General features: G+C 64.2%; 23 protein-coding genes. 17 read left to right on the top strand and 6 right to left on the bottom strand.

Annotated elements, in window-relative coordinates; translation table 11 throughout:
* Positions 1-15 precede the first annotated feature (15 nt).
* The 12 genes from ACTDXD_RS08955 to ACTDXD_RS08900 all read left to right on the top strand — a co-directional run bounded on the left by ACTDXD_RS08955 (position 16) and on the right by ACTDXD_RS08900 (position 11,352).
* Positions 16-1,425, top strand: a complete 1,410-nt coding sequence (locus tag ACTDXD_RS08955) for an aromatic ring-hydroxylating oxygenase subunit alpha (protein WP_440126702.1) — start codon at positions 16-18, stop codon at positions 1,423-1,425.
* Positions 1,422-2,060: an isochorismatase family protein gene (locus ACTDXD_RS08950; protein ID WP_440126701.1), complete on the top strand. Its 639-nt coding sequence runs from the start codon at positions 1,422-1,424 to the stop codon at positions 2,058-2,060. Before ACTDXD_RS08955 ends, ACTDXD_RS08950 begins: the two co-directional genes overlap by 4 nt.
* The gene (locus ACTDXD_RS08945; protein ID WP_440126700.1) at positions 2,057-3,322 is read left to right on the top strand and encodes an NADH-ubiquinone oxidoreductase-F iron-sulfur binding region domain-containing protein; all 1,266 of its coding nucleotides are present in this window, start codon (positions 2,057-2,059) and stop codon (positions 3,320-3,322) included. The genes ACTDXD_RS08950 and ACTDXD_RS08945 overlap by 4 nt, the downstream gene beginning before the upstream one ends.
* On the top strand, positions 3,319-3,540 hold the full coding sequence (locus ACTDXD_RS08940) for a ferredoxin (protein WP_440126699.1): 222 nt from the start codon (positions 3,319-3,321) through the stop codon (positions 3,538-3,540). Before ACTDXD_RS08945 ends, ACTDXD_RS08940 begins: the two co-directional genes overlap by 4 nt.
* 35 nt (positions 3,541-3,575) lie before the next feature.
* Entirely contained in the window at positions 3,576-4,349 is a 774-nt protein-coding gene (locus ACTDXD_RS08935; protein ID WP_440126698.1) for an SDR family oxidoreductase, read from the top strand.
* A 36-nt stretch (positions 4,350-4,385) separates the two neighbouring features.
* Positions 4,386-5,399 (top strand): hypothetical protein, encoded by a 1,014-nt coding sequence (locus ACTDXD_RS08930; RefSeq protein WP_440126697.1) that lies wholly within the window; start codon positions 4,386-4,388, stop codon positions 5,397-5,399.
* Positions 5,400-5,443: 44 nt separating this feature from the next.
* Positions 5,444-6,580 carry a protocatechuate 3,4-dioxygenase gene (locus tag ACTDXD_RS08925; protein WP_440126696.1) on the top strand — a complete coding sequence of 379 codons (1,137 nt, stop codon included), beginning with the start codon at positions 5,444-5,446 and terminating at the stop codon, positions 6,578-6,580.
* Entirely contained in the window at positions 6,577-7,467 is an 891-nt protein-coding gene (locus tag ACTDXD_RS08920) for a carbon-nitrogen hydrolase family protein (protein ID WP_440126695.1), read from the top strand. The genes ACTDXD_RS08925 and ACTDXD_RS08920 overlap by 4 nt, the downstream gene beginning before the upstream one ends.
* A complete protein-coding gene (locus ACTDXD_RS08915) occupies positions 7,464-7,721 on the top strand; it encodes a hypothetical protein (protein ID WP_440126694.1) in 258 nt (85 codons plus the stop codon). Before ACTDXD_RS08920 ends, ACTDXD_RS08915 begins: the two co-directional genes overlap by 4 nt.
* Before the next feature lie 2 nt (positions 7,722-7,723).
* Positions 7,724-8,578 (top strand): GntR family transcriptional regulator, encoded by an 855-nt coding sequence (locus ACTDXD_RS08910; RefSeq protein ID WP_440126693.1) that lies wholly within the window; start codon positions 7,724-7,726, stop codon positions 8,576-8,578.
* Positions 8,579-8,604: 26 nt separating this feature from the next.
* Complete coding sequence (locus ACTDXD_RS08905; protein ID WP_440126692.1) at positions 8,605-9,354, top strand: maleate cis-trans isomerase family protein; 750 nt, start codon at positions 8,605-8,607, stop codon at positions 9,352-9,354.
* A gap of 63 nt (positions 9,355-9,417) precedes the next feature.
* Positions 9,418-11,352 carry an oxidoreductase gene (locus ACTDXD_RS08900; protein WP_440126691.1) on the top strand — a complete coding sequence of 645 codons (1,935 nt, stop codon included), beginning with the start codon at positions 9,418-9,420 and terminating at the stop codon, positions 11,350-11,352.
* 7 nt (positions 11,353-11,359) lie between these two features.
* Here the strand turns inward: ACTDXD_RS08900 and ACTDXD_RS08895 are convergent, their stop codons facing one another.
* The gene (locus tag ACTDXD_RS08895; protein ID WP_054809633.1) at positions 11,360-12,178 is read right to left on the bottom strand and encodes a GntR family transcriptional regulator; all 819 of its coding nucleotides are present in this window, start codon (positions 12,176-12,178) and stop codon (positions 11,360-11,362) included.
* A 210-nt stretch (positions 12,179-12,388) separates the two neighbouring features.
* Here ACTDXD_RS08895 and ACTDXD_RS08890 point away from each other — a divergent pair, with 210 nt between their 5' ends.
* The 5 genes from ACTDXD_RS08890 to ACTDXD_RS08870 all read left to right on the top strand — a co-directional run bounded on the left by ACTDXD_RS08890 (position 12,389) and on the right by ACTDXD_RS08870 (position 17,265).
* Positions 12,389-13,822 (top strand): purine-cytosine permease family protein, encoded by a 1,434-nt coding sequence (locus ACTDXD_RS08890; RefSeq protein WP_440126690.1) that lies wholly within the window; start codon positions 12,389-12,391, stop codon positions 13,820-13,822.
* 114 nt (positions 13,823-13,936) lie between these two features.
* Complete coding sequence (locus tag ACTDXD_RS08885) at positions 13,937-14,770, top strand: VOC family protein (protein ID WP_440126689.1); 834 nt, start codon at positions 13,937-13,939, stop codon at positions 14,768-14,770.
* Positions 14,771-14,850: 80 nt separating this feature from the next.
* Positions 14,851-15,651 carry an SDR family NAD(P)-dependent oxidoreductase gene (locus tag ACTDXD_RS08880; protein ID WP_440126688.1) on the top strand — a complete coding sequence of 267 codons (801 nt, stop codon included), beginning with the start codon at positions 14,851-14,853 and terminating at the stop codon, positions 15,649-15,651.
* Positions 15,648-16,409, top strand: coding sequence for an SDR family oxidoreductase (locus ACTDXD_RS08875; protein ID WP_054804873.1), 762 nt, complete (start codon positions 15,648-15,650; stop codon positions 16,407-16,409). Before ACTDXD_RS08880 ends, ACTDXD_RS08875 begins: the two co-directional genes overlap by 4 nt.
* Positions 16,410-16,446: 37 nt before the next feature.
* Entirely contained in the window at positions 16,447-17,265 is an 819-nt protein-coding gene (locus tag ACTDXD_RS08870) for an SDR family oxidoreductase (RefSeq protein WP_054810440.1), read from the top strand.
* A gap of 63 nt (positions 17,266-17,328) precedes the next feature.
* Here ACTDXD_RS08870 and ACTDXD_RS08865 read toward each other — a convergent pair whose 3' ends face one another.
* The 5 genes from ACTDXD_RS08865 to ACTDXD_RS08845 form a co-directional block, all read right to left on the bottom strand.
* A complete protein-coding gene (locus tag ACTDXD_RS08865; RefSeq protein WP_440126687.1) occupies positions 17,329-18,210 on the bottom strand; it encodes an alpha/beta fold hydrolase in 882 nt (293 codons plus the stop codon).
* 189 nt (positions 18,211-18,399) lie between these two features.
* Positions 18,400-19,404, bottom strand: a complete 1,005-nt coding sequence (locus ACTDXD_RS08860) for an acetamidase/formamidase family protein (protein WP_440126686.1) — start codon at positions 19,402-19,404, stop codon at positions 18,400-18,402.
* Positions 19,401-19,727, bottom strand: a complete 327-nt coding sequence (locus ACTDXD_RS08855; RefSeq protein WP_054804870.1) for a hypothetical protein — start codon at positions 19,725-19,727, stop codon at positions 19,401-19,403. Before ACTDXD_RS08855 ends, ACTDXD_RS08860 begins: the two co-directional genes overlap by 4 nt.
* Positions 19,724-20,608: a hypothetical protein gene (locus ACTDXD_RS08850; protein ID WP_440126685.1), complete on the bottom strand. Its 885-nt coding sequence runs from the start codon at positions 20,606-20,608 to the stop codon at positions 19,724-19,726. The genes ACTDXD_RS08855 and ACTDXD_RS08850 overlap by 4 nt, the downstream gene beginning before the upstream one ends.
* A gap of 57 nt (positions 20,609-20,665) precedes the next feature.
* Complete coding sequence (locus ACTDXD_RS08845; protein ID WP_440126684.1) at positions 20,666-22,420, bottom strand: hydantoinase B/oxoprolinase family protein; 1,755 nt, start codon at positions 22,418-22,420, stop codon at positions 20,666-20,668.
* Positions 22,421-22,441 lie beyond the last annotated feature (21 nt).

The following is a 22,441-nucleotide window of genomic DNA, read 5'->3' as shown; positions in this document are numbered from 1 at the left end:
TCAGGAAGTGCAGCCATGAACCCCGTGATCAACAGAGGTCAGCCTGAGACCAAGCCGGCATCGACCCTGAAGCCGACGGTCCGTGAAGTGATGGACCGCATCGACGACGGTCTGTCACGCGGCCGGATCCCCGCCGAGATATTCGGTAATCCCGACATCTATCAAGCTGAACTGCGTCGAATCTTCGGCCGTGCCTGGGTGTTCATGGCGCACGAGTCGGAGATCGAAGCGAACGGCGACTATGTCGTCCGCAAGATCGGCGAAGATTCGTTCGTCGTCACCCGCGACGAACACGGACAGATCCACGTCCTGTTCGACGCATGTCGCCACCGGGGCGTGCAAATCTGCCGATCCGACTCCGGGAACTCCTCCCACTTCCGATGCCCCTATCACGGCTGGACATACTCATCGGATGGATCCCTTGTCGGGGCACCCCTGTGGAAAAATGCACTCGGAGGCATGACGAAGGAGAACAACGGTCTCGCCAAGGCGGCCCAGGTGGAGTCCTTCCACGGCTTGATCTTCGCGACCCTCGACCCGACTGCCCCACCGCTGCGGACTTACCTCGGGGGCATGGCCTGGTACCTCGACCTCGTCTTCGGTCTGGACAAGGACGGTGTCGAAATTCTTGGCGCGCCACAACGTTTCGTCGTCGATGCCAACTGGAAATCCGGTGCGGACAACTTCTCCGGCGACGACTACCACCTCGGCACCCTGCACAAATCGGTGTGGAGCATCGGCGCCTTCCCGGTCCCGTTCAGCGAGAACATGATGGGGTACCACATTCAGGCCTCGCCGGGGCACTCGTTGTCGTTCTCCATGGCCGAGTACGCCGACGAGCCAGGACCCAACTTCTTCGGGTTTCCCGAATCGATTTCGAAGCACTTCGACAGCGTCAACATCTCACCCGAACAACTCGAGGTGGCTCGCCGATCGCGGGTGTTCGTCGGGAACGTGTTCCCCAACTTCTCGATTCTGGCCCTGCCGATGACCGAGGACGGTGCCAACCATGTACCGACCGGCATCCTCACCATCCGAACCTGGCAGCCCAAGGGGCCCGGGCAGATCGAGATCTGGAATTGGTTCGTCGGTTACAAGAACATGACACCCGAGCAGAAGGAGCGGACCTACCACGCGGCCCTCGGCACCTTCTCGCTCGGCGGGTCGTTCGAGATGGACGATACCGAACCGTGGATCACGGTGACGCGCACCGGTGGTTCGGTGGCCGGTGAACTCCTCGGATTCGAGCTGAACTACGAGATGGGCATGCCCGGAATCGGCATGGCAACACCGGTGTCCGACTGGCCTGGCCCCGGAAAGGTGTACTGGACACGCTACGAGGAAGGCGTCCAACGCAACCTGTACCAGTTCTACGCCGACATGATGCGCGCGGAGCAGGGCGAATGGCCGGAGTTCGAGTTTTGACCGCCCATGACGCCGTCCGCGACAAGTATGTGGCAGGGGGTCTGCTCGGACGACTGACACCGGGACACAACATCGGCGTGGTTGTGGTCGACCTCCAATACGGGTTCACTGAAGCCGAGTACGGTCCGGGCTTCGATCTCGACCAGGTCGTGGCGGACACGCGCACGTTGGTAGACGCGGCCCGCAGCCGGGGGATACCCGTGTGGTTCACCACCATCGCATTCCCGGCGGACGGAGACGGGAGGGGCGCCACCTGGCTCGCCAAGATGCCCGCACTCGCGGGACTGCGCGAAGGCGAGCGCAGCACCCGGATCGACGAGCGACTGGCGATGCGTTCCGATGAGAAGCTCGTCATCAAGCAGACGGCCTCCGCATTCGCACACACCGACCTCGCGCAGCAGCTCCATGCAGCCGAGGTCGACACGATCCTCGTTACCGGCGCCACCACCTCCGGCTGTATTCGCGCCACCGTCGTCGACGCCTGCGCTGCGGACATTCCCGCGTTCGTGGTCCGCGAATGCGTGGGTGATCGCGAAGCAGCACCGCACGACGCGTCTCTGTTCGACATCGAGGCGAAGTACGGCGATGTCGTCTCACTCAACGAAGCACTCGACCTTGTCAGGGGAAAGCCATGACAATCGCGATCGACACGGCTCTGTACCGTGCCCCCTCGCTCGACACGCCCGCCCGGGTCGTCGAATCCACGCCGCCGAGACTTGTGCTTCCCGGAGTCGGCAGCGGAGACTGGGGATTGCGAAACGAACGTGAACTCGGCTTCTTCGGCGAACCCGTCGATGGGCCCGCATTTCTCGCGGAGCTCGAGCGGTCGGGCTTGCGAGGACGTGGCGGCGCCGGCTTCCCCGCCCACCGTAAGTGGGCCACGGTCGCAGCGGCAGCCGGACCGAAGGTCGTCGTGGCCAACGGGCACGAAGGCGAACCGGCCTCGCTCAAGGACACGTGGTTGCTCACTCGTCGACCCCACCTCGTCCTCGACGGGTTGCTCCTGGCCGCCGCGGTGGTCGGAGCCGACGACGCCCTCGTGTACGCGTCTCATCCGGAGGCCGTGGCCGCCGTGGAACGCGCGATCGGGGAGATTCGTTCGGCAGGGCTGGTGCCCGAGAATGTGCGCCTGCGCGTGCACCTCGCGGAGGACACCTACGTTGCCGGCGAGGAATCCGCAGTCTGTCAGTCCATCAATGGTTTCCCCGCCAAACCGACGAGCAAGCCACCACGCCCCTACCAACAGGGCGTGAACGGGCTTCCGACACTGGTCAGCAATGTCGAGACTCTCGCGCACGCGGCGTGGATCCATGTGCACGGTGCCACCGAGTTCGCGTCGGTCGGTAGCGGATCATCCAAGGGCACAGCGTTGTTCACGCTCACCGGCGCGTGTTCGTCACCAGGTGTATACGAAATGTCCTTGGGGCGACCGGTACTCGACCTTGCCACCGCAGGCACGATGGCTGGGACGATGACAGGAATGCTGATCGGTGGATGGTTCGGCGGCATCCTCACCGGCGACCACAGCGCTCTGCACTGCTGCTACGACGCGGTTCGCGCCGCCGGTAGTGGCCTCGGCTGCGCCGCGGTCACCGTCCTGGGTCCCGATGACGACATCATCGAGATCGCCGGTGAACTCAGTGCCTGGTTCCGGCAGGAATCCGCGATGCAGTGCGGAGTCTGTGTGAGCGGCACGAACGCGATCGCCCGCGCCTTCCGGCAGGTCCTCAGCGGCAGTCACGACCCCGCCCACCGGTATAACCTGATGCGCTGGGGAACGACGACTCCCGGACGCGGAGCATGCGGCTTCGCCGACGGGGCATTCACGCTTGCGCGTACTGCCGGAGCCGAACTCGCTCGCCGGGAAGAGAACTCGAACAAGGGAGTGCTGCCGTGAAAGTCGAGCACAAGACCGAGGTCATGAAAGTCGCTGTCGACGCAACCAAGTGCGACGGGTACGGCATCTGTTTCGACGTGTGCCCGTCGGTTTTCCGCTCGGACGAGTGGGGCTATGCCGCTGCTGCCGGAGACGGAACAGTTCCGGAACGCGACCAGGACAAGGCGCGCCGAGCTATTTCACTGTGCCCTGAGCAGGCAATCCGCGAAATTTTCTGAGTCTCCACACACCATAGTTTTCGAAGGAGTTCATCGTGTATCTCGGACTGGACAAAGGCATCGCCCTGGTCACCGCTGCATCGCGAGGTATCGGCCGCGCGACCGCCGAGCGTCTCGCGATGGAGGGGATGACCGTCGTCGTGGCGGCGCGCAGCGTCGGCACGGAACGTGAAGATCTCGGTGAAGGACACATCGTCCCCATCGAGGCCGACCTCGGTGATGCCGCGGCGACGGCCACCCTCGTCGATACTGTCGTCGAACAATATGGAAGCCTCGACGTCGCGGTGCTCAACACGCCCGGCCCACCCATCGTCTCTGCTCTGGACACGTCGTGGTCGGATTGGCAGAAAGCTCATGACCTGCTGCTGCGCCCGATCGTCCAGCTCGGGATCGCGGCAGCACGACAGATGCAAACGCAGCGTCGCGGCTCGATCGTCCTGATGTCATCCACGTGGGTACGGCAGCCGGCAGCCGGTGGCGTACTCTCCGCGTCGTACCGCTCCGCGGCATCCGCGTTCGTGAAGACGTTGTCGAGCGAAGTGGCCGGCGACGGTGTGCGAGTCAACCAGGTGATGCCCGGTGCGACGGGAACCGACCGGATGCAGGGCATCGTCGAGATGAAATCACGCAACAACGGCACCACGGTCGACGCCGAGATCGCGAAAGTGGTGCAGGACATCCCCATGGGCCGGTGGGCGGAGGCCAGCGAGATCGCGGACACCGTTGCGTTCCTGGCCTCTCCGCGGGCCGCATTCATCACCGGCACGTCCCTGTCCGTGGACGGCGGCGCAGTGCGCGCCGCGCACTGACAACCGAGCCGGATAGAACTCATACAAGGAGCAGAAATGCCGAACACCCTGACCGAGAACTTCGTCGAACAGTTCACGCTGTGCAAGGTCACAGCAGACGAAACTGTCGGCATCATCGCAGAACTCGGGCAGAAGGACGAGTACGTCGCCGCTGCGGTAGCTGCCGCCCGGCAACTCGGAGCCGGTGTGCTCGTCCTCCATGCCTCCAGCCTGTCCAACCCGAACCTCCCGCCCTACGTGGCCGACGGGCGGGAGGTCGCGCCGCTCCTGGCTGCTGCGGGCGAATGCGACTTCGTCGTCGATGTCACCGTCGGCGGGCTGATCCACTCCGACGTCCGCACCCGGATCACCGGCAACGGCAAGCGAATGCTGTTCGTCGCCGAGCCCAATGACGTACTCGAACGCTTGTCAGGCAACATCGACCTGCGCTCCGCGGTCGAAAGTGGCGGCAACCGCCTGCGCTCGGGAAGTACCCTCCGCGTCACCAATGCCGCCGGCATGGATCTCACCGCCGATATCTCGGGCGAGGACCTGCCAATCACCCACCAGTGGGGGTACGTCGACGAGCCCGGACGCTGGGACCACTGGCCCTCGGGTTTCGTCGCATGCTTCCCTCACGACCGCACAGCGGAAGGCCGGATCGTCCTGCAACCGGGCGACGCCCTCATCCCGTGGCAGCGCTACGTCCGCGACACCGTCACCCTCGAGGTGGAGAAGGGCTTCATCAAGAGCATCTCCGGAGAGGGTGCCGACGCGCATCTCCTCAACGACTACTTCGAGGCGTGGAACGACAGTGAGGTCTGGGCGCTGAGCCACATGGGTTGGGGCTTGCTCGAACGCGCCCGATGGTCGGCGTTCGACGTCTACGATCCACGCACCCTGTACGGCCAGGAACTGCGTTCCACTGCCGGCAACTTCATGTGGTCGACCGGGTCGAATCGCTTCGCGGACCGCGAGACCCCGGCACACCTCGACATCCCGATGCGCGGCTGCACCGTCGAGATCGACGGCGTCGCGGTGGTCCGCGACGGCAAGCTTGTCACCGACTGACACATTCGACCCGAACCTGATCGATGAAGAAAGACGTGATCGACATGGACAAGAGCAGGATCGAAGCCGCCATTCTCGCGATGGCACGCGACAGCGATCTGCTGGCCGAGGTGAAAGCGGCACCGTCGCGCGCACCGGAACTGCTGGGCATCGAAGAGGAATGGGCGTCGACCATCCTCGCCGGTGATCGCGATCGGTTGCGGTCGATCGGCCTCGGCGACGGGCTGACGATTCTCGTCAGCCGCTGGTTCAACGACGACCTCGGTGACACCTCGAGTTCCGGCGGATTCGTGGTGGACGAGTCGATACCGCTGCCGACGCCGGATGTTCCGCGGAACCTGGTGTTCGCGGGCGGATGTTCCCACGTCCCGGATCTCCTGGCCCGGCCGGAAATCGATCCAGACGATGCTGTGGCGCGCTTGCTCGCCGGCTACGCGAAGCTCGCGGCAGACCTCGCCGCGGCGGACCCCGACGTCATCCTCGTTTCTGCGGACTGCCACTTCCAGAGCTTCGACACCGGCCACTTCGTGCTCGGCGTCGGTGAGGGGCACACCGGTTCGATGGAGTTCTTCAAGCGACCCGATCTGGACCTCGACCTGACCGGACATCCCGAGTTCGCACGGTCGCTCGTCGATGCGGTCCGGGCCGGCGGCCTCGAAGTGGAAGCGGCGCCACGCGTCGACCTCGACCACGGACTCGTCGTACCGCTGCGACTGCTCCTGCCCCGGCCCGATCTGCCGGTCATCCCGGTGATCACCCAGCCGGCCCGGAGCTTCTCGCCGTTCAATGCTCGACGGTTCGGTGAGGCGATGCGTGGCGCGATCGAGAACTCCGGGCTCAAGGTTGCCTTCCTCGCCACGGGCGGACTGTCGCACTGGCTCGACCCGGGACACTTCGGCGGTGTCGACACCGAATTCGACACCTACATCCTGCAGTTGCTCCAGAGCGGTCGTGGCCTCGAGATATGTTCGCTCGAACCCTTCCCGCTGCTCGAGCACGGCCAGTACGAAATCCTGAACTGGATGATCATGCTCGGCGTTGTCGGACCGGCTGTTCGAGGCAACGTCTATGCCTACGAGCCGATGGAGGCATCCGGCGGCGGCTGGACCGTGGTCGACATGGACCTCGAGGACGCGCGCGAGCGTTCCGGCGCATTGGTTTCCAAGGCGGGTCGGTCGTGACCACATCGCCTCGAACCCTGAAAGTGGGTCTGACCCAGTGGCATCCGACCACCGACATCGGGTCGAACCTGGAGAAGGCAGCCCGTGTGATCGAGCGCGCAGCAGCCGACGGAGCCTCCGTCGTGGTGCTGCCGGAGAACGGATTGATTCTGGGCACCAACTCCGAGATGCGTGAAGCCGCGTTGAGCGTGGACTCCACTCCGATACTTGCACTGCGCGAGCAGGCGCGCCGCATCGGCGTCGTCATCGTGCTCGGAGGAATGAAAAACCGCACTGATGAAGGAATATTCAACTCCGCCGTAGTTATCGACGCCGAGGGCTCGGTCGTTGCGCGCTACGACAAGCTGCACCTCTTCGATGCCAACATCGACGGGCAGTCGTTCGAGGCGTCGTCGGTAGAGCAACCCGGTGACAGACTCGTCGTGATCGAGATCGACGGGATCAAGGTGGGGCTGACAATCTGCTACGATGTCCGCTTTCCTGAACTGTTCCGTGCTCTCGCTGCGGCGGGCGCCGAGGTTCTGCTCGTTCCGGCGGCATTCACCCAGACCACGGGCGAAGCCCACTGGCATACGTTGCTGCGGGCGCGGGCGATCGAGAATCACGCGTTCGTCGTCGCCCCGGCCACGGTGCATTCACCGACAACCGACTACACGGACGCCTTTGCCACCTACGGGCATGCGCTGGTGGTGGGGCCGTGGGGCGATATCCTCGCCGACCTCGGAGAATCGGCCGAGGGGGTGCAGGTCGTCGAACTCGACGTCGGTGAAGTCGAGCGTGCGCGCACGAAGCTGCCCGTCCTCTCCGGTCGGCGCGACCCGCGGGTCTACGCCGGTGAACCGGACGTCATTCGTATCCCGATCGAACAGAAGGAGCCGGCGCGATGACTGAACAGCATGGTCCACAGGATCTTCCTCGCGGCGTCGTCGATGCCGAGCCGTGGAACGGGGTCGGTAACGAGTTCGCGGGTGTGCAGTTCCGGAAGGTGTCCACCCGGAACGGCGAACGCCTCGAAATCTACGTACCGAGGACGGAGGCACGGATCCTCCTGGATCCGATGGCGCTCGAGGTCCTTGCGGATCAGCAGCCGGAGTTCTTCACCGGACTCATCGCGACACGGCTCGGTTCAGCGGACCATTGACCGTGGTCGCTGCGAAGCAGGTCGGCAGCGACCCAGGTGTGTCGGCGCCACGGCGGGGCGACACCGTCGATCGGACGTATTGCCTACTACGCGAGAGGATCCTGTCGGGGACATATCGCCCCGGCGTCAACCTGTCGCAGGTGCGTCTCGCCGAGGAGCTCGCCGTGTCGCGGACACCGTTGCGCGAAGCGCTGCGGCGGCTCGAGGCAGAGAACCTGGTGGTCAATCAGGCGAACCGCGGTGTGGTCGTTGCACCGATCCGGTTGCGTGATGTCGAGGATTCGTACTCGGCGCGGCTCCTGGTCGAGCCGGCTCTGATCTCGGCGGTGCTGAACGAGGTCACCGATGCGGACGCCGATGCCATGGCGGCTGCGCTCGCCGACATGGAGGATTCCCGCATTTCGCCGCGCGATTTCCAATTGGCGCACTGGCGGTACCACCGGGTGATCCTCGACAGGTTTCCGAATGGAATGCAGGACGTGATCGAGTCCCACCTCACCGTGATCGACAGGCACCAACGGATGTATTTCGAACGGCCTGCCGCGGTGGGTGACATCACTGCAACCGACACCCTGTTTCTCGATGCGATCCGCAACCGCGACGGCCTTCGGGCCAGGTCGGTACTCGAGTTCCACCTACTCGACACAGCGCTGGGAATGATCATGTCCATCGACACCGACCATGAGTTCGATTCCTTGACAACGACCTTGAAGGGAATGGGGATCACGCTTGATGATTTCGATCGGCTGCGTGCGGGCGAGTCCGCCCGAATCGGCTGGCGAGGTGACTCCGATGCCCCAGTGCTGGCAACAACCAATCTCGTCACGACCGCCGACTACCTGCCGGCAGCGTCGTAGACACCCACCGAATCGAGGTAAACACAATGACTTCCAACTACCGCATCGGCATGATCGTGCCGAGTTCGAACACCACGATGGAGACGGAAATCCCGGCGATGCTCCGCGCGCGTGAGGAAATTCGTCCTGACCGGTTCACATTCCACTCTTCGAGGATGCGAATGCAGCACGTCACGCCCGAACAACTTGCGGCAATGGACGCCGATTCGCTGCGGTGCGCGGCCGAACTCGCCGACGCGCGCGTGGACGCCATGGCCTACGCCTGCCTGGTAGCGATCATGTCGCAGGGGCGCGGATATCACTCCGAGTCGGAATCGAAGTTGTCGGCGGTCGCGCGGCAGGAGAGTGGTACCGAGATTCCCGTCCTGTCCTCGGCCGGCGCTCTCACCGAGGCGCTGGCACATCTCGGAGTCAAGAACATCGCGGTCGTCACGCCGTACATGAAGCCGCTGACCGCCACTGTCTGCGACTACATCGAACACGAGGGCTTCAACGTAGTGGATTCGCTTTCGCTCGAGGTGCCCGACAATCTCGCGGTGGGACGACTCGATCCGCAAAACCTGCTCGAACACGTCCGCCGGGTCGATATCAGTGGGGCCGATGCGCTCGTGCTCAGCGCCTGCGTGCAGATGCCGTCGCTACCGGTCCTCGACGCCGTACAGCAGCAGTTCGATATTCCGGTGGTGTCCGCGGCTGCGGCAACCACATGGCGGATTCTGAGCCGGCTCGGTCTCGACCCGGTGGTGCCCCGCGCTGGTGCGTTGCTCGCTCCCTGACCGCACCTACTCCTGCAGTTCCTCCGAAGCGCCGTCGGGCGCCTGTCGTCACATGGAGTCTCAGTGAAGTTTCCCGCGTTGTTCACACCCGGTCGGATCGGCTCCATCGAGATCCCCAACCGAATCCTGAAATCACCGCAGAGTACTGCCACGTCCAATTCGGATGGGACCGTCAGCCAACGAACCGTCAACCACTATCGCCGGCTGGGTGAGGGCGGCGCGGGGCTGGTGATGGTCGAGTACAGCCATATCGACGACGATGCGTCGAAGGCCATCCACAACCAACTCGGGAACTCCTGTCGCGAGCATGTCCCGGGTCTGGGGTGGTTGGCCGACGAGGTGCACTCGACCGGTGCGAAGGTGGGACTGCAGATCGCGCACGGGGGTCGGCAGAAGTTTCTGGGCACCGCACCGATCAAATCGGCGACCGCCTCGTCCTGGTCCGACGTGGAAGGGCAGTACGGCGTGGTCCCGACGCCGATGACGGTCGAAGAAATCGATGCGGTGGTGAAGTCGTTCGGCGCGGCGGCGGCCCGGGCGTGGGCCGCCCGATTCGACCTGGTCGAAGTACATGCAGGCCACGGTTATCTCATCACCAATTTCTTGTCCCCCCACACGAACTGGCGCGACGACGAGTACGGTGGCAGCTTCGAGAACCGTGCACGACTGCTGTTGCGCATCGTGGATGAGATCCGGGCGTCGGTGCCGGAGAGCTTCCCGCTGAGCATCCGGTTGTCGGTGACCGATTACGAACCGGACGGGATCACCATCGAAGACACCGTCGAATTGTGCCGGCTTCTCGAAGCTCACGGTGTCGACGTGCTCCACTGCTCGGGTGGCCACCACGCCGGAATGGAGTGGGAGGTCAGCCCGTGGTACCAGGTGCGTGCGCCGCATCGGTGGGGGTGGGAGAAGATCAAGGAGGCAGTGACGATTCCGGTGATCGCGTCCGGCTCGCTCGTGACGCCCGAGGTCGCCGACGAGATCATCGCGTCCGGCTCCGCCGACTTCGTCTCGCTCGGCCGGGCGATGCTCGCAGATCCTGATTGGGCCCGGAAGGCAAGGGACGGTCGAGTTCTGGAGATTACCCCGTGCATTCGCTGTAATGACGGATGTTTGCACCGGGGGCTCAATCGCGGGCGCAGCGCCGGGTGCAGTGTCAATCCTCATGTCACCGAGGAAGGGCGGTTCGCGGTACTGGTGAGCGACACGCGCAAGCGAGTGGCCGTGGTCGGTGGTGGGCCCGCTGGCTTACGTAGCGCTGCGGTGCTCCACGATCGCGGCCACGACGTCACGGTGTTCGAACCCGGCGAGATCGGTGGTCTGCTGGCCCACGCACAGGCTTCGACGGTCAAGCAGGATCTGGCTGGACTGGTCCGTCACCTCGTGCATGAGGTCGAGCGCCGTGGAATTGTGATCGCAGCCGAGTATGCGGACGTCGAGAAGCTCACGACACAGGGCTTCGACACGGTTGTGGCCGCCACCGGCGCACCGTTACGTCGCGCAGACTTCCCGATTTCAACCGCGTCACCGGTGCTCTATGCGGGCGACGTCCGGGCAAGTCGACCGCTCATGGGGACGGTTGTGGTGGTCGGTGGTGGACTGCAGGGTTGCGAGGTGGCGCTGCGAGTTGCCGGCATGGACAGTGCCAAAGTGACGATCCTCGAGGCCGGGCCCCGGCTACTGGCGGGCGATGAGGTGTTCACCGATCAGGAGCGGCTACCCCTGTTTTTAGGTGCGGCGGGTGTCGATGTGCGTACCGGGGTGAGAGTCACGGCTGTGGACGATTCCGGTGTGCACGCGACCGGTGACGGCGTCGACGAATTCATACCTGCCGACACGGTGGTCCTGGCGCTCGGTCGGGTCGAGGCCGATACCCACTTCGTCACGAGCTTGCGCGATGCGGGTCTGGAAGTGAAGGTGGTCGGTTCGGCCGCCGCGCCGGGGAGAGTGTTCGACGCGATCCATTCAGCGTTCTTCACGGCACGTCTGGTGTGACCCGGATTCAGTATGGCGGTCGTAGGATCAGGTTCTGCGTCACACGGTCCGGCACGTCGACCTGTTCACCTGAGGTCCAGCGGATTTCGGCGGGCCGGTCGATGCGGCCGTCGGGATGGTGTGCAATCGCGATCTGTCGTCCTTCCATCGCGACGAGGAGGGCTTCGAACTGGTGGTCCGGGTCGGCGTCGAGCACGAGGCCGATCGCCGCGTCGATGAGGTGGAACTCCATGATGCGACGCACCTGTCCGGAGTCGCCGATCTTGACGGCGTTCACGAGGTCGGCGTCCAACTCGATGAAGTCGTCGGGTGTCCGCTGATGCGAGAGGTAGACACGCTGGTGCCGGTAGATCCTCATGTGCAGCTGGTCGATCAGCTGCCGGAAGTAGTTGGGGTACCGGCGCAGCGCCACATCGTGGAAGCGCTGGTGAGCCTCCTGAAACCGTCGGCTGTGGGCCCGATGGTCCTGCATCTCGTCGAGCAACAGCTCCATATCCGCGATGTCTGTCTCGGTGAGCTTTGATGAGACGGCAGCGATGGTCGGGGGTTCGACAAGTACGCGCAGGGCATAGCTCTGCTCGGTCTCCGAGTTCACGATGGGTGCGACGTGCATTCCCCGGTTCGCGTAGGCCACGACGAGCCCGTCCGATTCGAGGCGTTGGAGTGCTTCGCGCAACGGGGTGCGGCTCACCTCGAAGTCGGTCGCCAGCTGCTCCTGGGACATCCTCAGGCCTGGCTGATAAGTGCCGTCGATAATGCGTTCGCGCAGTGCGGCATACACATCGTCCACCGTTGTACCTGCGCGGACGCGTCCTGCCGTTGCCATGGATTCTCCGATCGAAGGTCACTCGAGCCGCTGCAATTTGCATACAGTTTTCCCAACGATACTGCGTATCGGTCTTCTTGTGTGCCGCTGAGCCATTGCCCGGGTCGAGATCCGGTGGCTCGCAGATTCCTCACCGGCACCCCTTGATCGGGGAGTGATTCCCGTTACACTCATTTTGAATCCATTTATGTATACAGTTTGGAGACCTACATGCCTGCACTGCCCTCGGTCTCATCCGACCGCAACGGTGGGATCGACCCCGACGAGAACTTCAGTACCACCGCGGTGCCCATTTCGGTACGACTCGGTCGGTGGCAGATCACCATGTCGTTCTGGTCATTGCTGAGTGCGATGGTGTGGCTGTTCTACGGTGCTCTCGCGGCGTCGCTGTACGGCACGATGAATGCCATCGGGGCGATCGTGCTCGCTGCGGTTGTGTACGGAGTGGCCAACATAGTGATGGTCCGCCTCGGAATCCGTTCCGGGCTCAACACGTATCTGCTGACCATCCCCATGTTCGGACGATGGGGCGCCTTGGTGACGTCACTTCTGATCGCTGCTACCACCTTGTACTACGCGCTTTTCGAGAGCAGCACCCTGGCAGTGGCGTTCCAGTCGTACTTCGGAATCGGAGACATCCGGATCTGGTACGCGGTGGTGGTGGTCGCGATGCTCCCCCTGATGCTCGGAAGCGTTCAATCCTGGATGGCCAAGCTCAACGGCTTACTGCTCCCGTTCTACGGTCTCGGCCTAGTCGCGACTCTTGTCGCCGCGTACATTAAATTCGGCGGCGATTCGGCGTGGCTCAACTTCACCGGCCTCGTGCCGTCCGAGGCCCGGACACTTCCCGGCTGGGTTCTCGGGTTCGTTCTCTACATGGGCATTTTCATCACCATGCCGACGACCGTCGATTTCGCGCGGTTCGCTGACCGTCGGGACGAGAAGTTCCATGAGAATGTCACCTTCGGTTGGGTCTTCTATCTGATGCTTTTCGTGGTCAACGGCGTCGCCGGCATCTATCTGGTGCAGACAGTGTTGCCCAACGAGCCAGCCTCCGAAATCGGGGTCGTACAGGCAATCCTCGGCAGCCTCGGTCTTGCCGGTCTGCTCTTTATCGTGGTCTCTCAGACCAGGGTGAACACCTTGAACTACTACCAGTGCACCACCAACTTCGAACGAATCGTCAGCACGTTCACGTCATTGCGCTTTCCCCGATTCATATGGGTCATCGGCGTCTCGATCGCAGTCTTCCTGCTGATGCTCACCGATGTGTTCAGCTATGTACAGACGGCACTGAACTGGCAAGGCGTCCTGATCGTTGGCTGGGTCGGCATCGTGTTCACTCATGTCGTACTCAGCCGCACCGACCGCCGCTACACCCTGGCGGAATCGGATTGCTCTCGTGCGCCTCAGCTTTCCTGGGGGCTCGTGGCCTGGCTCGTGCCGTCCGTGATCGGCGTCGTTTTGATCGAGACACCCACTGTCCCAGCGATCCTGAACCAGTCGGCTCAGCTCATCGTCCTCGTGTTGTCCGTCGTGGCCTACGCCTCTGTGTACCTGCTGACTCGATCCTCACGACCGCGCTCCGGCCGGCCCACAGAGTCCACGCGGAAGGGCCCCGACTTGATTTCCGCGGCAGAGTGACGTGCATCGTTCAACTCGGGCCCTTGACGCGGTCCACCCTCGTACAACACCATTCGACTCCCTCGAGCGAACGAGCCGAATTTGCTTGCACGGCCTCTTTGGAAGGAACATCACGTGAAGGTCTACGGAATGGGGTGGGTCGGATCCCGCACCTCGAACTTCGAGCAGATGCGCGAATTCGTCGCGGATAAACTCGGACTCACCATGACCCTCGACCAGAAGAATGCGGTCGTTTTCTCATTCGCCGATGGAACGGCGTTCGAGGTGTTCAAGCCGGTCGACACCGACCACTCGTTCTTCGACCATCCGGTGCCGGGCCTCATCGTCGACGACGTGTACGAGGTGCGAGCCGAACTCGAGGCTCGGGGTGTGGACTTCATAGGTGAGGTACACAAAGGAGTCGAAGACTCCTGGGGCACGGCATGGTCACATTTCCGTGCACCCGACGGCAACATCTATGCCTTGATCAGCCGGCCTGCGATGCATCCCGCGAACACCGCACGTCGGTTCGACGAGATGCGGATCTGTTTGAAGGTCAACGACCTCGACGAGGCAGTGCGCGTCTATCGTGATGGTCTGGGATTGCCGATCGTCGATGAGTGGGTCCACCCGGGAGGCCAGCGCGGCGTGCTATTCGGTGTGGCTCCCGCCGCGCTCGAACTGTTCGATGAGTCGCAGTGGGACTTCGTCGACGACGCGGAGACCGGAGTACGACTGAACGCCGACCATGCCCTACGCATCGAGGTCCGCGACGACACAGTGATCGAAGACCTCGCACGACGACTCGAGGATGCCGGAGCCACACGCTCGGGCACGATGACCGACACACCGTGGGAGCAGCAGTGTCTCCAGCTCATGACCCCGGAGACGGGGCAATTGACCCTGTTCACGCTGCCCGAGTCCGAACGGGTTGTACGAGAGCAGGCACGCGCCCGGCTTCCTTACTGACCACCCCCAGAAACACCACCCGGCCGCGGGTCTCCACGACACACGCCCGGCGAATCGATGAAGAATGGAGAAGAAGTCACATGGGTGCACTGGACAATCAGGTTGTCGTCTTTACCGGCGCCGGTGCCGGAATCGGCCGATCGGTCGTCACGCGGTTCGTGGCCGAGGGCGCGCGAGTAGTCGCCGTCGACATCGCCGCGACAGTCGTCGACCTCGCGGCCGAGCTCGGGGACGCGGTAGTACCCGTAGTCGCGAATGTTGCCACCTGGTCGGGCAACACGACTGCGGCGCAGACCGCGCTGGACACCTGGGGCAAGATCGATGTTTTCGTCGGCAACGCCGGTATCACCGACGGCGCGCGCGGTCTTGAGGACATCACAGGTGAGCAGCTACCCAAGGCGTTCGACGAGCTCTTCGGTGTCAACGTGCTCGCGCCGATGCTCGGCGTGCGGGCCTGCCTCGACGCACTCGTCGCATCACGAGGCAGCGTAATCCTCACCGGGTCGTTCGCGAGTACCAACGCAGCCGGAGGTGGCTCGCTGTATACCGCCTCCAAGCATGCCGTGCACGGTCTGATCCGCCAATTCGCGTACGAGTTCGCGCCGGACGTGCGCGTCAACGGTGTCGCGCCCGGTGTCGCCCCGACTCGGTTGCGCGGCACCGAATCGCTCGATCAGGCGATCACCGACTCGGTACTCGACGGGACCGATCGGGCGCTGCCGACCCAAGAGGTCGCGCCGGTCTCTGCCTACGACGGTGTATTCACGATGCTGGCATCGCGCGCCGAGTCGGCCGCGATGACGGGCACCCTGGTGTCCGTCGACAGCGGCCTGGCCATTCGCGGCATCGCCAAGCCGGGCGGACGGGTCGGTGCCCGATGACAGCGCTCGGTCTGACCGGCCGGGTCGCAGTGGTGACCGGCGCCCGCCGCGGTATCGGTGCCGCGATCGCCGCGGCGCTGCTCGATCATGGTGCGACCGTCGTCGTGTGTGCCCGCGACCCCAGGCAGGTGGAAGAGAAGGTGCACGAACTCGACAAGACGGCACCGGGCCGGGTGCGTGGGTGTGCAAGTGATCTGACAACTGCGCAGGGCCGGACTACACTGTTGCAGACGGTCGACGCGGTCGACATCCTGGTCAACAATGCCGGGGGATTCACCCGGCCGGTCGACACGCTCAACTCGACTCCGGACGAGTGGAACGGCCACCTTGCTGTCAATCTCACGGTGCCATTCCTGCTGTGCCAGTCGGTACTACCGGGAATGATCGAGCGCGGGTGGGGACGCATCGTCAACATCGGGTCGATCGTCACGACGGCTCCGCAGCGCGGCAACGCCATCGGTTATGTCGCCGCCAAATCCGGGCTCGTCGGGTTCACTCGCCAGCTTGCGCTCGAGGTCGCTGCCCACGGCGTTACGGCGAATGTGGTCAACCCCGGAACCATCGGAACCGAGCACCTCGCGGACTACTTCGCCGTGTCCGGAGGCGACGGCGAAGCTGCGATGACGAGTCGCATCCCGATGGGTCGGCTCGGCCGTCCCGACGAGATCGCGGGAGTGATCCCGTATCTCGTCTCCGATGCCGGTGGATTCATCACCGGTTCGGTCATCGACATCAACGGCGGCGCGGTTACAGCCTGACGCTGTAACCGCGCCCGGAAGAGATAGGAACAACGACATGGGATCCTTGGCAGGAAAAGTCGCTCTGGTCACCGGAGGTGCGAACGGAATCGGGCGCGCAGTCGTAGAGGGATTTCTCGAGGCCGGCGCACGGGTTGCGGTGCTGGATCGAGACGTCGACGCGTCGAAGCAGCTCGCGAGCGACCTCGGGTCGGACGCACATGTCACGATCGGCTCGGTCGAGACTCTTGCCGACAACCGGACCGCGGTCGCCGAGGCCGTCGACCGCTTCGGTCGGCTCGACATCTTCGTGGGGAACGCAGGCGTCGGCGCGGGCAATCTTCCGCTGTCGCAGATCCCACTGGACCGGCTCGAGGCAGCTGTGGACGAGATCTACGCGATCAATGTCAAGGGGTATCTCCTGGGCGCCCGTGCCGCACTACCCGAACTGCTACGCACCGGCGGCAACATCATCTTCTCGTGTTCGCTCGCGAGCTACCGCGCTGTCGACGACGGCGCGTTGTACGTGTCCACCAAGCATGCGAACCTGGGCATCGTGCGCGGACTGGCGTGGGAGTTCGCGCCGCACGTGCGTGTCAACGGCGTGGCAATCGGTGTTGCCCGCACGCGGATGGAAGGTCTGGCACATCTCGATCAGCAACCGATCGACGCGGTCCTGCCTGGAGCCGAAGAAGTCATACCACTCGGCTTCATCCCGGAGCCCGCGGACTACGCCGCTGCGTTCACTTACCTGGCATCGGATGCCGCCAAGATTGTGACCGGCGAATGCCTCTGGGCAGACAGTGGGTTCGGTATTCGAGGTATCGGAAGCCCTGCAGGCGGACGACATCTGCCCGCCGCGAACCTCGAGGTATGACACCGACGGAGACTGCGCGGTGCCACCCGTCGACACCGCGCAGTCTCCGTCTGTTCCTCGAGGTCAGGAGGAGGGGGAGTAGCCCGGGGTAACTCCGTGCCGGACGAGATACTGGCTGACCACCTCATTGAATTCGTCGGCGCGTTCTATCTGGGTCCAGTGACCACACCTGTTGAAGATGTGTGAGTCGGCGCTGGGGATGGTGTTGAGCAGTTCCCACGTCCGCGAGGCCGGAATGACCTCGTCTTGCAGGCCGTGGATCAGCAGCACCGGGAGATCCAGAGTGGACAGAACATCGAAGTCGAGAGGTAGTGCTTCCCGGTCCCGGTCGCGAGCCGAGACCACCTCGATGAGGCGTTCGGAGGCCGTGTCGTTCAGTGCTGCTCGGTAGCGGAGGCTCACCAGTTCGTCAGTGATGAGGGAGGTATCCACCACGAACTGCTCCAGGGTGCGGCGAATGCCGGCTTCGGACAGTTCAGGCGTGGAATGACCCGCCAGGGCAGCGGTTTTCTTCGCTCCACCGGTACCCATCGAGACGATGCCCAGCAGCCGTTCGGGAAAGTCGATGGCGAACTGCAGGGCGACCCAGCCGCCGATGGAATTTCCCACAATCCATGTCTTGTCGATGCCCAGGGCGTCCAGCACGCGTACCGCGTGCCGGACCCATTCCCGGATACCGTATTCGGTGTCTGGGGCCACGATCGACTGGCCGTAGCCGATGGAGTCGATCGCGATGCAGCGACCTTGTTCCGCGATCCGGGGCAGATTCAGCCACCAGTTGGCCGCAGCGGTCACACCGGTTCCGGAACCGTGCAGGAACAGGATCGGGGTGCCCGCACCCAGCTCGTGATAGTGGGTGAGCTCGCCGTCACCGGTCTGCAGCCATTTGTCTTCGAGGCCGAAGAAGGCGTCGGTCCGGTAGTCGGGGATGGGCAGGGTCGTCATCGACCTTCCTTTCACTGAGATGAGTGGCGATTCCCCGGTTTACGGGGACGCCGTTGTATGCTGTGCGCACCTTGTCGAGGCGACGTGTCGCGAGGGCCGCCCCGGTTCGACACAGCCCGGAGCCGGTGTCGTACCAGCGACCGGCGTGCCGACATCTCGGTCTCGGTGGGGGCGGTCTGCATCGGTCGATCAGGGCCGACGGGTGAGTTTCTCGATGACGGTGTGGACTCCGACGATGTTGTTCACCATCTGGGTCACGCGGACATCCGCTGCGATGGAGCAAAGACTGTAGGCGTCGTCGGCGCTGAGGCCGTCGTCCACCAACCAGTTCACCAGGTCGTCCACCGCGTCGTGCGCGGCATCCTCGAGAGTGCCCCCGAAGCCGGTCGAGACCAAATGGTGTGCGGTTTCGACGCGGGGTGTGCGCAACCGGGCACCGCGTTCCACGGAGAACCGCAGCCGCGCATGGTCCATGGCCGTCTCGATGGCGGTCTGGTTCACCTCGCCGTCCCCCTGGACGGCGTGGGCGTCGCCACAGTAGAAGCCGGCGCCGTCGCGGAAGACCGGCAACCTCAGACGGGCGCCGACCACCAATTCGGAGAGGTCCATATTGCCCCCGAACGGTCCGGGCTCCACAGTGCTCCGCGGGCCGTCGTCGGCGGGAGCCACTCCCATGATGCCCAGGAACGGCTTCAGCGGCACCGTCACGTTCCCGCCGAGCGTGGTCGTCATGGATTCGCGATCCAAGGCGAAGTGGCGGATCATCCCGTCGGGGAAACGGCTGCGCAAGACACCCCGCCCGCGGGGGTGGGCCACCACGAGGTTGAACCCGTGGCCCGCCGGGACGAGTTCGAGCACGTCGACCACCAGCGTGTCGCCGGGACGAGTTCCGCGCACGTGGATCGGTCCGGTAATCGAGTGCGGACCGAGTGCCTCCGGAAAACCCTCCCGGATGCGTGGGAAGTCCCCGATGACCGTCTCCGGTGTCACCTGGTTTCCCCAGTGCCCCCAGGTGGACAGCGTGACCTCGTCGCCCGGGTTCACGGTGAGCACCGGCGGCGCGGCCGCGTCGATGACCCCCACGCGGACGGTGTCCGGCCCGGCGGGCAGATGATGGACGCGGTGCTGCTCCCCGGCCCTTGGGGCTTGCGTCCCGGGAACGGCGGACGGATGCGCGACGGTATCGGGAGTCATGGCCGACTCCCGTCCGGCTCGCTCGGTGCGGATTCCTGACGGATCGATGCGAGTAGGAGCTGGACCGCGCTGGTGGCTCCGGATTTGTTGTTGGCAAACAGGATCCGAGCGAACTGTGCCCCCAGATAGGGGTGGAACCCGAGGTCGTAGAGGGCGCGGAAGTCCCGCTGTTCGATGGCTGTACGCTCCGCCGGTGTCAGGTCGTAGCGGTCGAGGACGGCTGCCTCGTCCTGCTCGAATTCCTGGCGCAGGTCAGCGTTCCATTTGAGATCCTGCACCAGATCGTGGGAGACCAGGGCTCGGTTGATGTTCTCGAGACTCACCGTTGCTTCACCTCCTCGTTTCCGGCAAGCGTCGAGGTCATGTCCCAGCTGACGGCGCCGATGCCGCAGCGCCACTGGTCCCAGGCGGTGTACCCGAGTACGTCGCAGAACCGCTCGCCGATGGCACCCATGACCAGGATCCAGCTGAGCAGTTCCCCGGTGCCGCCGATGCCGGCCTGGTCGAGGCGCTCCGGTGTGACCTCGGACAGAATCTTGTCGTGATCGCCGTTGGCGAGCAGCGCGAGGAACCACTGGTCGAATTCCTCATCGATCCAGAAGTCCCGTACGCCGCCCGGCTCGTGGCTCATGCCGCCGGTGGCGAACAGTCCCACGCGTAGACCGTCCGGCAGGTCGTGTTCGATGATGTCCGCGAGCTGCTGTCCGATCGCGTAGCAGCGGTGCTGATCCGGGATGGGCGGAACCGTGACGTTCTGGAGGATGGGGATGATCGGAACGCCGCTGGCTTCGATCTCGGTCTTGACCACCGGAACCGAAATGTTGTCGTCGAAGTTCAGGTTCTCACGAGTTGCGGACGCGCGGATGCCCCGCCGGCTCAGGCCGTTGAAGATCGCTTCCGCGATGTCGGGGCGGCCGGGAATCGTGTACTCGCCGCACCCCAGCCAGTCCTTGAAGAATTCGGCCGGTCCGCGATGTTCCGGAGACATGCCGATCACGAAATCGGGGTACTCCCGGATCCGGTTGTTGGCCATGTGGTCGTTGGCGACCATGAGGATCACGTCGAGGTCGGCGTCGCGAATGTGTTGTGCAATGGAACCGTAAGCGGAGGACACCACCGTTTGCGATTCGGTCGGGGCCTGGTCGAACATGCCGATCAGTCCGGGTGCGTGGCTGGCGGCCACCGCGAATGCGGTTGTGGCCATGGTGAAACTCCTTTGTTGCGTAGAATGTTCGCCCGCATATGTCTGCGGGGCAAGGTGTCAGCGAGTGGCGGCGCGTAGGCTTCGGGTCTCGTCCTGCCGGATGTCCAGGGTGTCCGGGTCGATGTCGACGCCGTAGACCGTGCGCGCGGCGTCGACGGACACCACACCGTCCCGGACGTCGCGCAGCACCAGTTCGACGTCGCGCCGATGCGGGTCGCCGTATCCGCCGCCGCCGCTGGAGATGACTTCGAAGACGTCTCCCTCGCCGAGCGTGTAGAAGGAGTTGGTGTCGATCTCGGTGGGGTCGGCGCCCTCGGGGGTCAGGGTGAGGCGCTGGACGATGCCGGGCCGGCCACCGAGCAGGCCCACGGGTGCGGTCTCCGGCGTGAATCCGCTGCCGTAGGTTGCGCACGCAATGTCGCTGGCCTGTACCCTCCACCGGTAACGCACGCCCAGTCCGCCACGCCACTGGCCACCGCCCGCGCTGTCCGGAAGGTACTCGAGCTCCTCCAGCAGGTACGGGGTGTCCAGTTCATGAAGTTCGGGGTCCGGGGTGCGCAGTCCGCCCAGGGTGTTCGCGGGTGACAGGTGGTCCCATCCGTCGAACCCTTCGGTGGCGCCGCTACCGCCCTTGCCAAGGAAGTGCAGGTCGCCGAAGGGGCGCCCGGTGCGGGGATTGACCCCCATGGTGGCCGGGGTGCACCAGCGTGCCCAGCCGGCGTGTGCAAGGCTCGGTATGGCCTGGGACAGGGCCACCCAAACCGCCCCGGCGATGGCTTCGCAGGTAGGAACGGTGCAGGCCGCCACGGGCGCCGGGTCGCTGGGATTGACGATGGAGCCCACAGGGGCGACGACCTCGATCGGATCGATGGCGCCGCTGTTGTAGCGGATGTCCGGATCGATGGATCCGAACAGGGCGAGGTGGGCCGAGGCGACAGTGTTGGCGATCGGGCTGTTGATGAATCCTTGGGCCTGCGGGTCGCTGGCGCTGAAATCGAAAGTGAGCTCCTCGCCGTGAACCTTGATGGTCAAGGCAATCCGGTAGGGCCGGCTCCTGTCGATACCGTCGTTGTCCACCAGGCTCTCTGCGCTGTACTCCCCATCGGGGATCTGGGCGATCTGCGCGCGGACCTGACGGGCGCTGGCTCGCATCAGCTCATCGGTGGCGTCACTGAGCGTCGCAGCCCCATACTTGTCCAGGAGCGCGTGCAGCCGCCGTTCACCGATGGCAGTGGCACCGATCTGACAGTTCAGGACGCTCTCCACGAGCGAGCGCATACGCACGTTGGTAAGAATGAGTTCCCAGGCGTCTTTGCGGAGCGTGCCCCGGTCGATGATGCGGACCGGCGGAATGCGGATCCCCTCGTCCAGGACGTCCCGGGCTGCGGGATTGAAACCGACTACGCCTCCGCCACCCACATCGGCGTTGTGTCCCTTGGTCATTGCCCAGAACACCAGCTCGCCGTCCCAGAAGATCGGCCGCGTGATGGTGATGTCGGGAAGATGGGAGCCGCCGTTGAACGGATCGTTGTGGATGAAGACGTCACCGTCGTGCACATCGTCGCCGAAGAAATCCACGATGGCGCGCTGCGCGTAAGGTGTGGCCCCGCCGATGACGGGAATGTAGTGGGTCTGTGCCAGCAGCCGACAGTCCGCGCTGAAGATCGAGGTGGCGAAGTCCCGCGCTTCCACGAAGATCGGTGAGCGCGACGTGCGCAACATGGTCTGGCCGATCTCACGGGTGATGCCGTCGAGAGCGTTGCCGATCACCGCGACGAGGATGGGATCGGAGGTGGTTCGTGTCTGTGTCATCTGGAGTGTTCCTTTCAGTCC

This window comes from Rhodococcus sp. SJ-3, from assembly GCF_051918125.1.
Lineage (GTDB): Bacteria > Actinomycetota > Actinomycetes > Mycobacteriales > Mycobacteriaceae > Rhodococcus.
Note: the sequence above shows the minus strand (reverse complement) of the source record. Positions and strands in the feature narration are given on the sequence as shown.

Excerpts from the sequence above, each read along its gene's own strand:
- ACTDXD_RS08955 (WP_440126702.1), top strand. The coding sequence starts at position 16 with ATGAACCCCGTGATCAACAGAGGTCAGCCTGAGACCAAGCCGGCATCG.
- ACTDXD_RS08945 (WP_440126700.1), top strand. The coding sequence starts at position 2,057 with ATGACAATCGCGATCGACACGGCTCTGTACCGTGCCCCCTCGCTCGAC.
- ACTDXD_RS08930 (WP_440126697.1), top strand. The coding sequence starts at position 4,386 with ATGCCGAACACCCTGACCGAGAACTTCGTCGAACAGTTCACGCTGTGC.
- ACTDXD_RS08925 (WP_440126696.1), top strand. The coding sequence starts at position 5,444 with ATGGACAAGAGCAGGATCGAAGCCGCCATTCTCGCGATGGCACGCGAC.
- ACTDXD_RS08915 (WP_440126694.1), top strand. The coding sequence starts at position 7,464 with ATGACTGAACAGCATGGTCCACAGGATCTTCCTCGCGGCGTCGTCGAT.
- ACTDXD_RS08905 (WP_440126692.1), top strand. The coding sequence starts at position 8,605 with ATGACTTCCAACTACCGCATCGGCATGATCGTGCCGAGTTCGAACACC.
- ACTDXD_RS08895 (WP_054809633.1), bottom strand. The coding sequence starts at position 12,178 with ATGGCAACGGCAGGACGCGTCCGCGCAGGTACAACGGTGGACGATGTG.
- ACTDXD_RS08890 (WP_440126690.1), top strand. The coding sequence starts at position 12,389 with ATGCCTGCACTGCCCTCGGTCTCATCCGACCGCAACGGTGGGATCGAC.
- ACTDXD_RS08880 (WP_440126688.1), top strand. The coding sequence starts at position 14,851 with ATGGGTGCACTGGACAATCAGGTTGTCGTCTTTACCGGCGCCGGTGCC.
- ACTDXD_RS08875 (WP_054804873.1), top strand. The coding sequence starts at position 15,648 with ATGACAGCGCTCGGTCTGACCGGCCGGGTCGCAGTGGTGACCGGCGCC.
- ACTDXD_RS08870 (WP_054810440.1), top strand. The coding sequence starts at position 16,447 with ATGGGATCCTTGGCAGGAAAAGTCGCTCTGGTCACCGGAGGTGCGAAC.
- ACTDXD_RS08865 (WP_440126687.1), bottom strand. The coding sequence starts at position 18,210 with ATGACGACCCTGCCCATCCCCGACTACCGGACCGACGCCTTCTTCGGC.
- ACTDXD_RS08860 (WP_440126686.1), bottom strand. The coding sequence starts at position 19,404 with ATGACTCCCGATACCGTCGCGCATCCGTCCGCCGTTCCCGGGACGCAA.
- ACTDXD_RS08850 (WP_440126685.1), bottom strand. The coding sequence starts at position 20,608 with ATGGCCACAACCGCATTCGCGGTGGCCGCCAGCCACGCACCCGGACTG.
- ACTDXD_RS08845 (WP_440126684.1), bottom strand. The coding sequence starts at position 22,420 with ATGACACAGACACGAACCACCTCCGATCCCATCCTCGTCGCGGTGATC.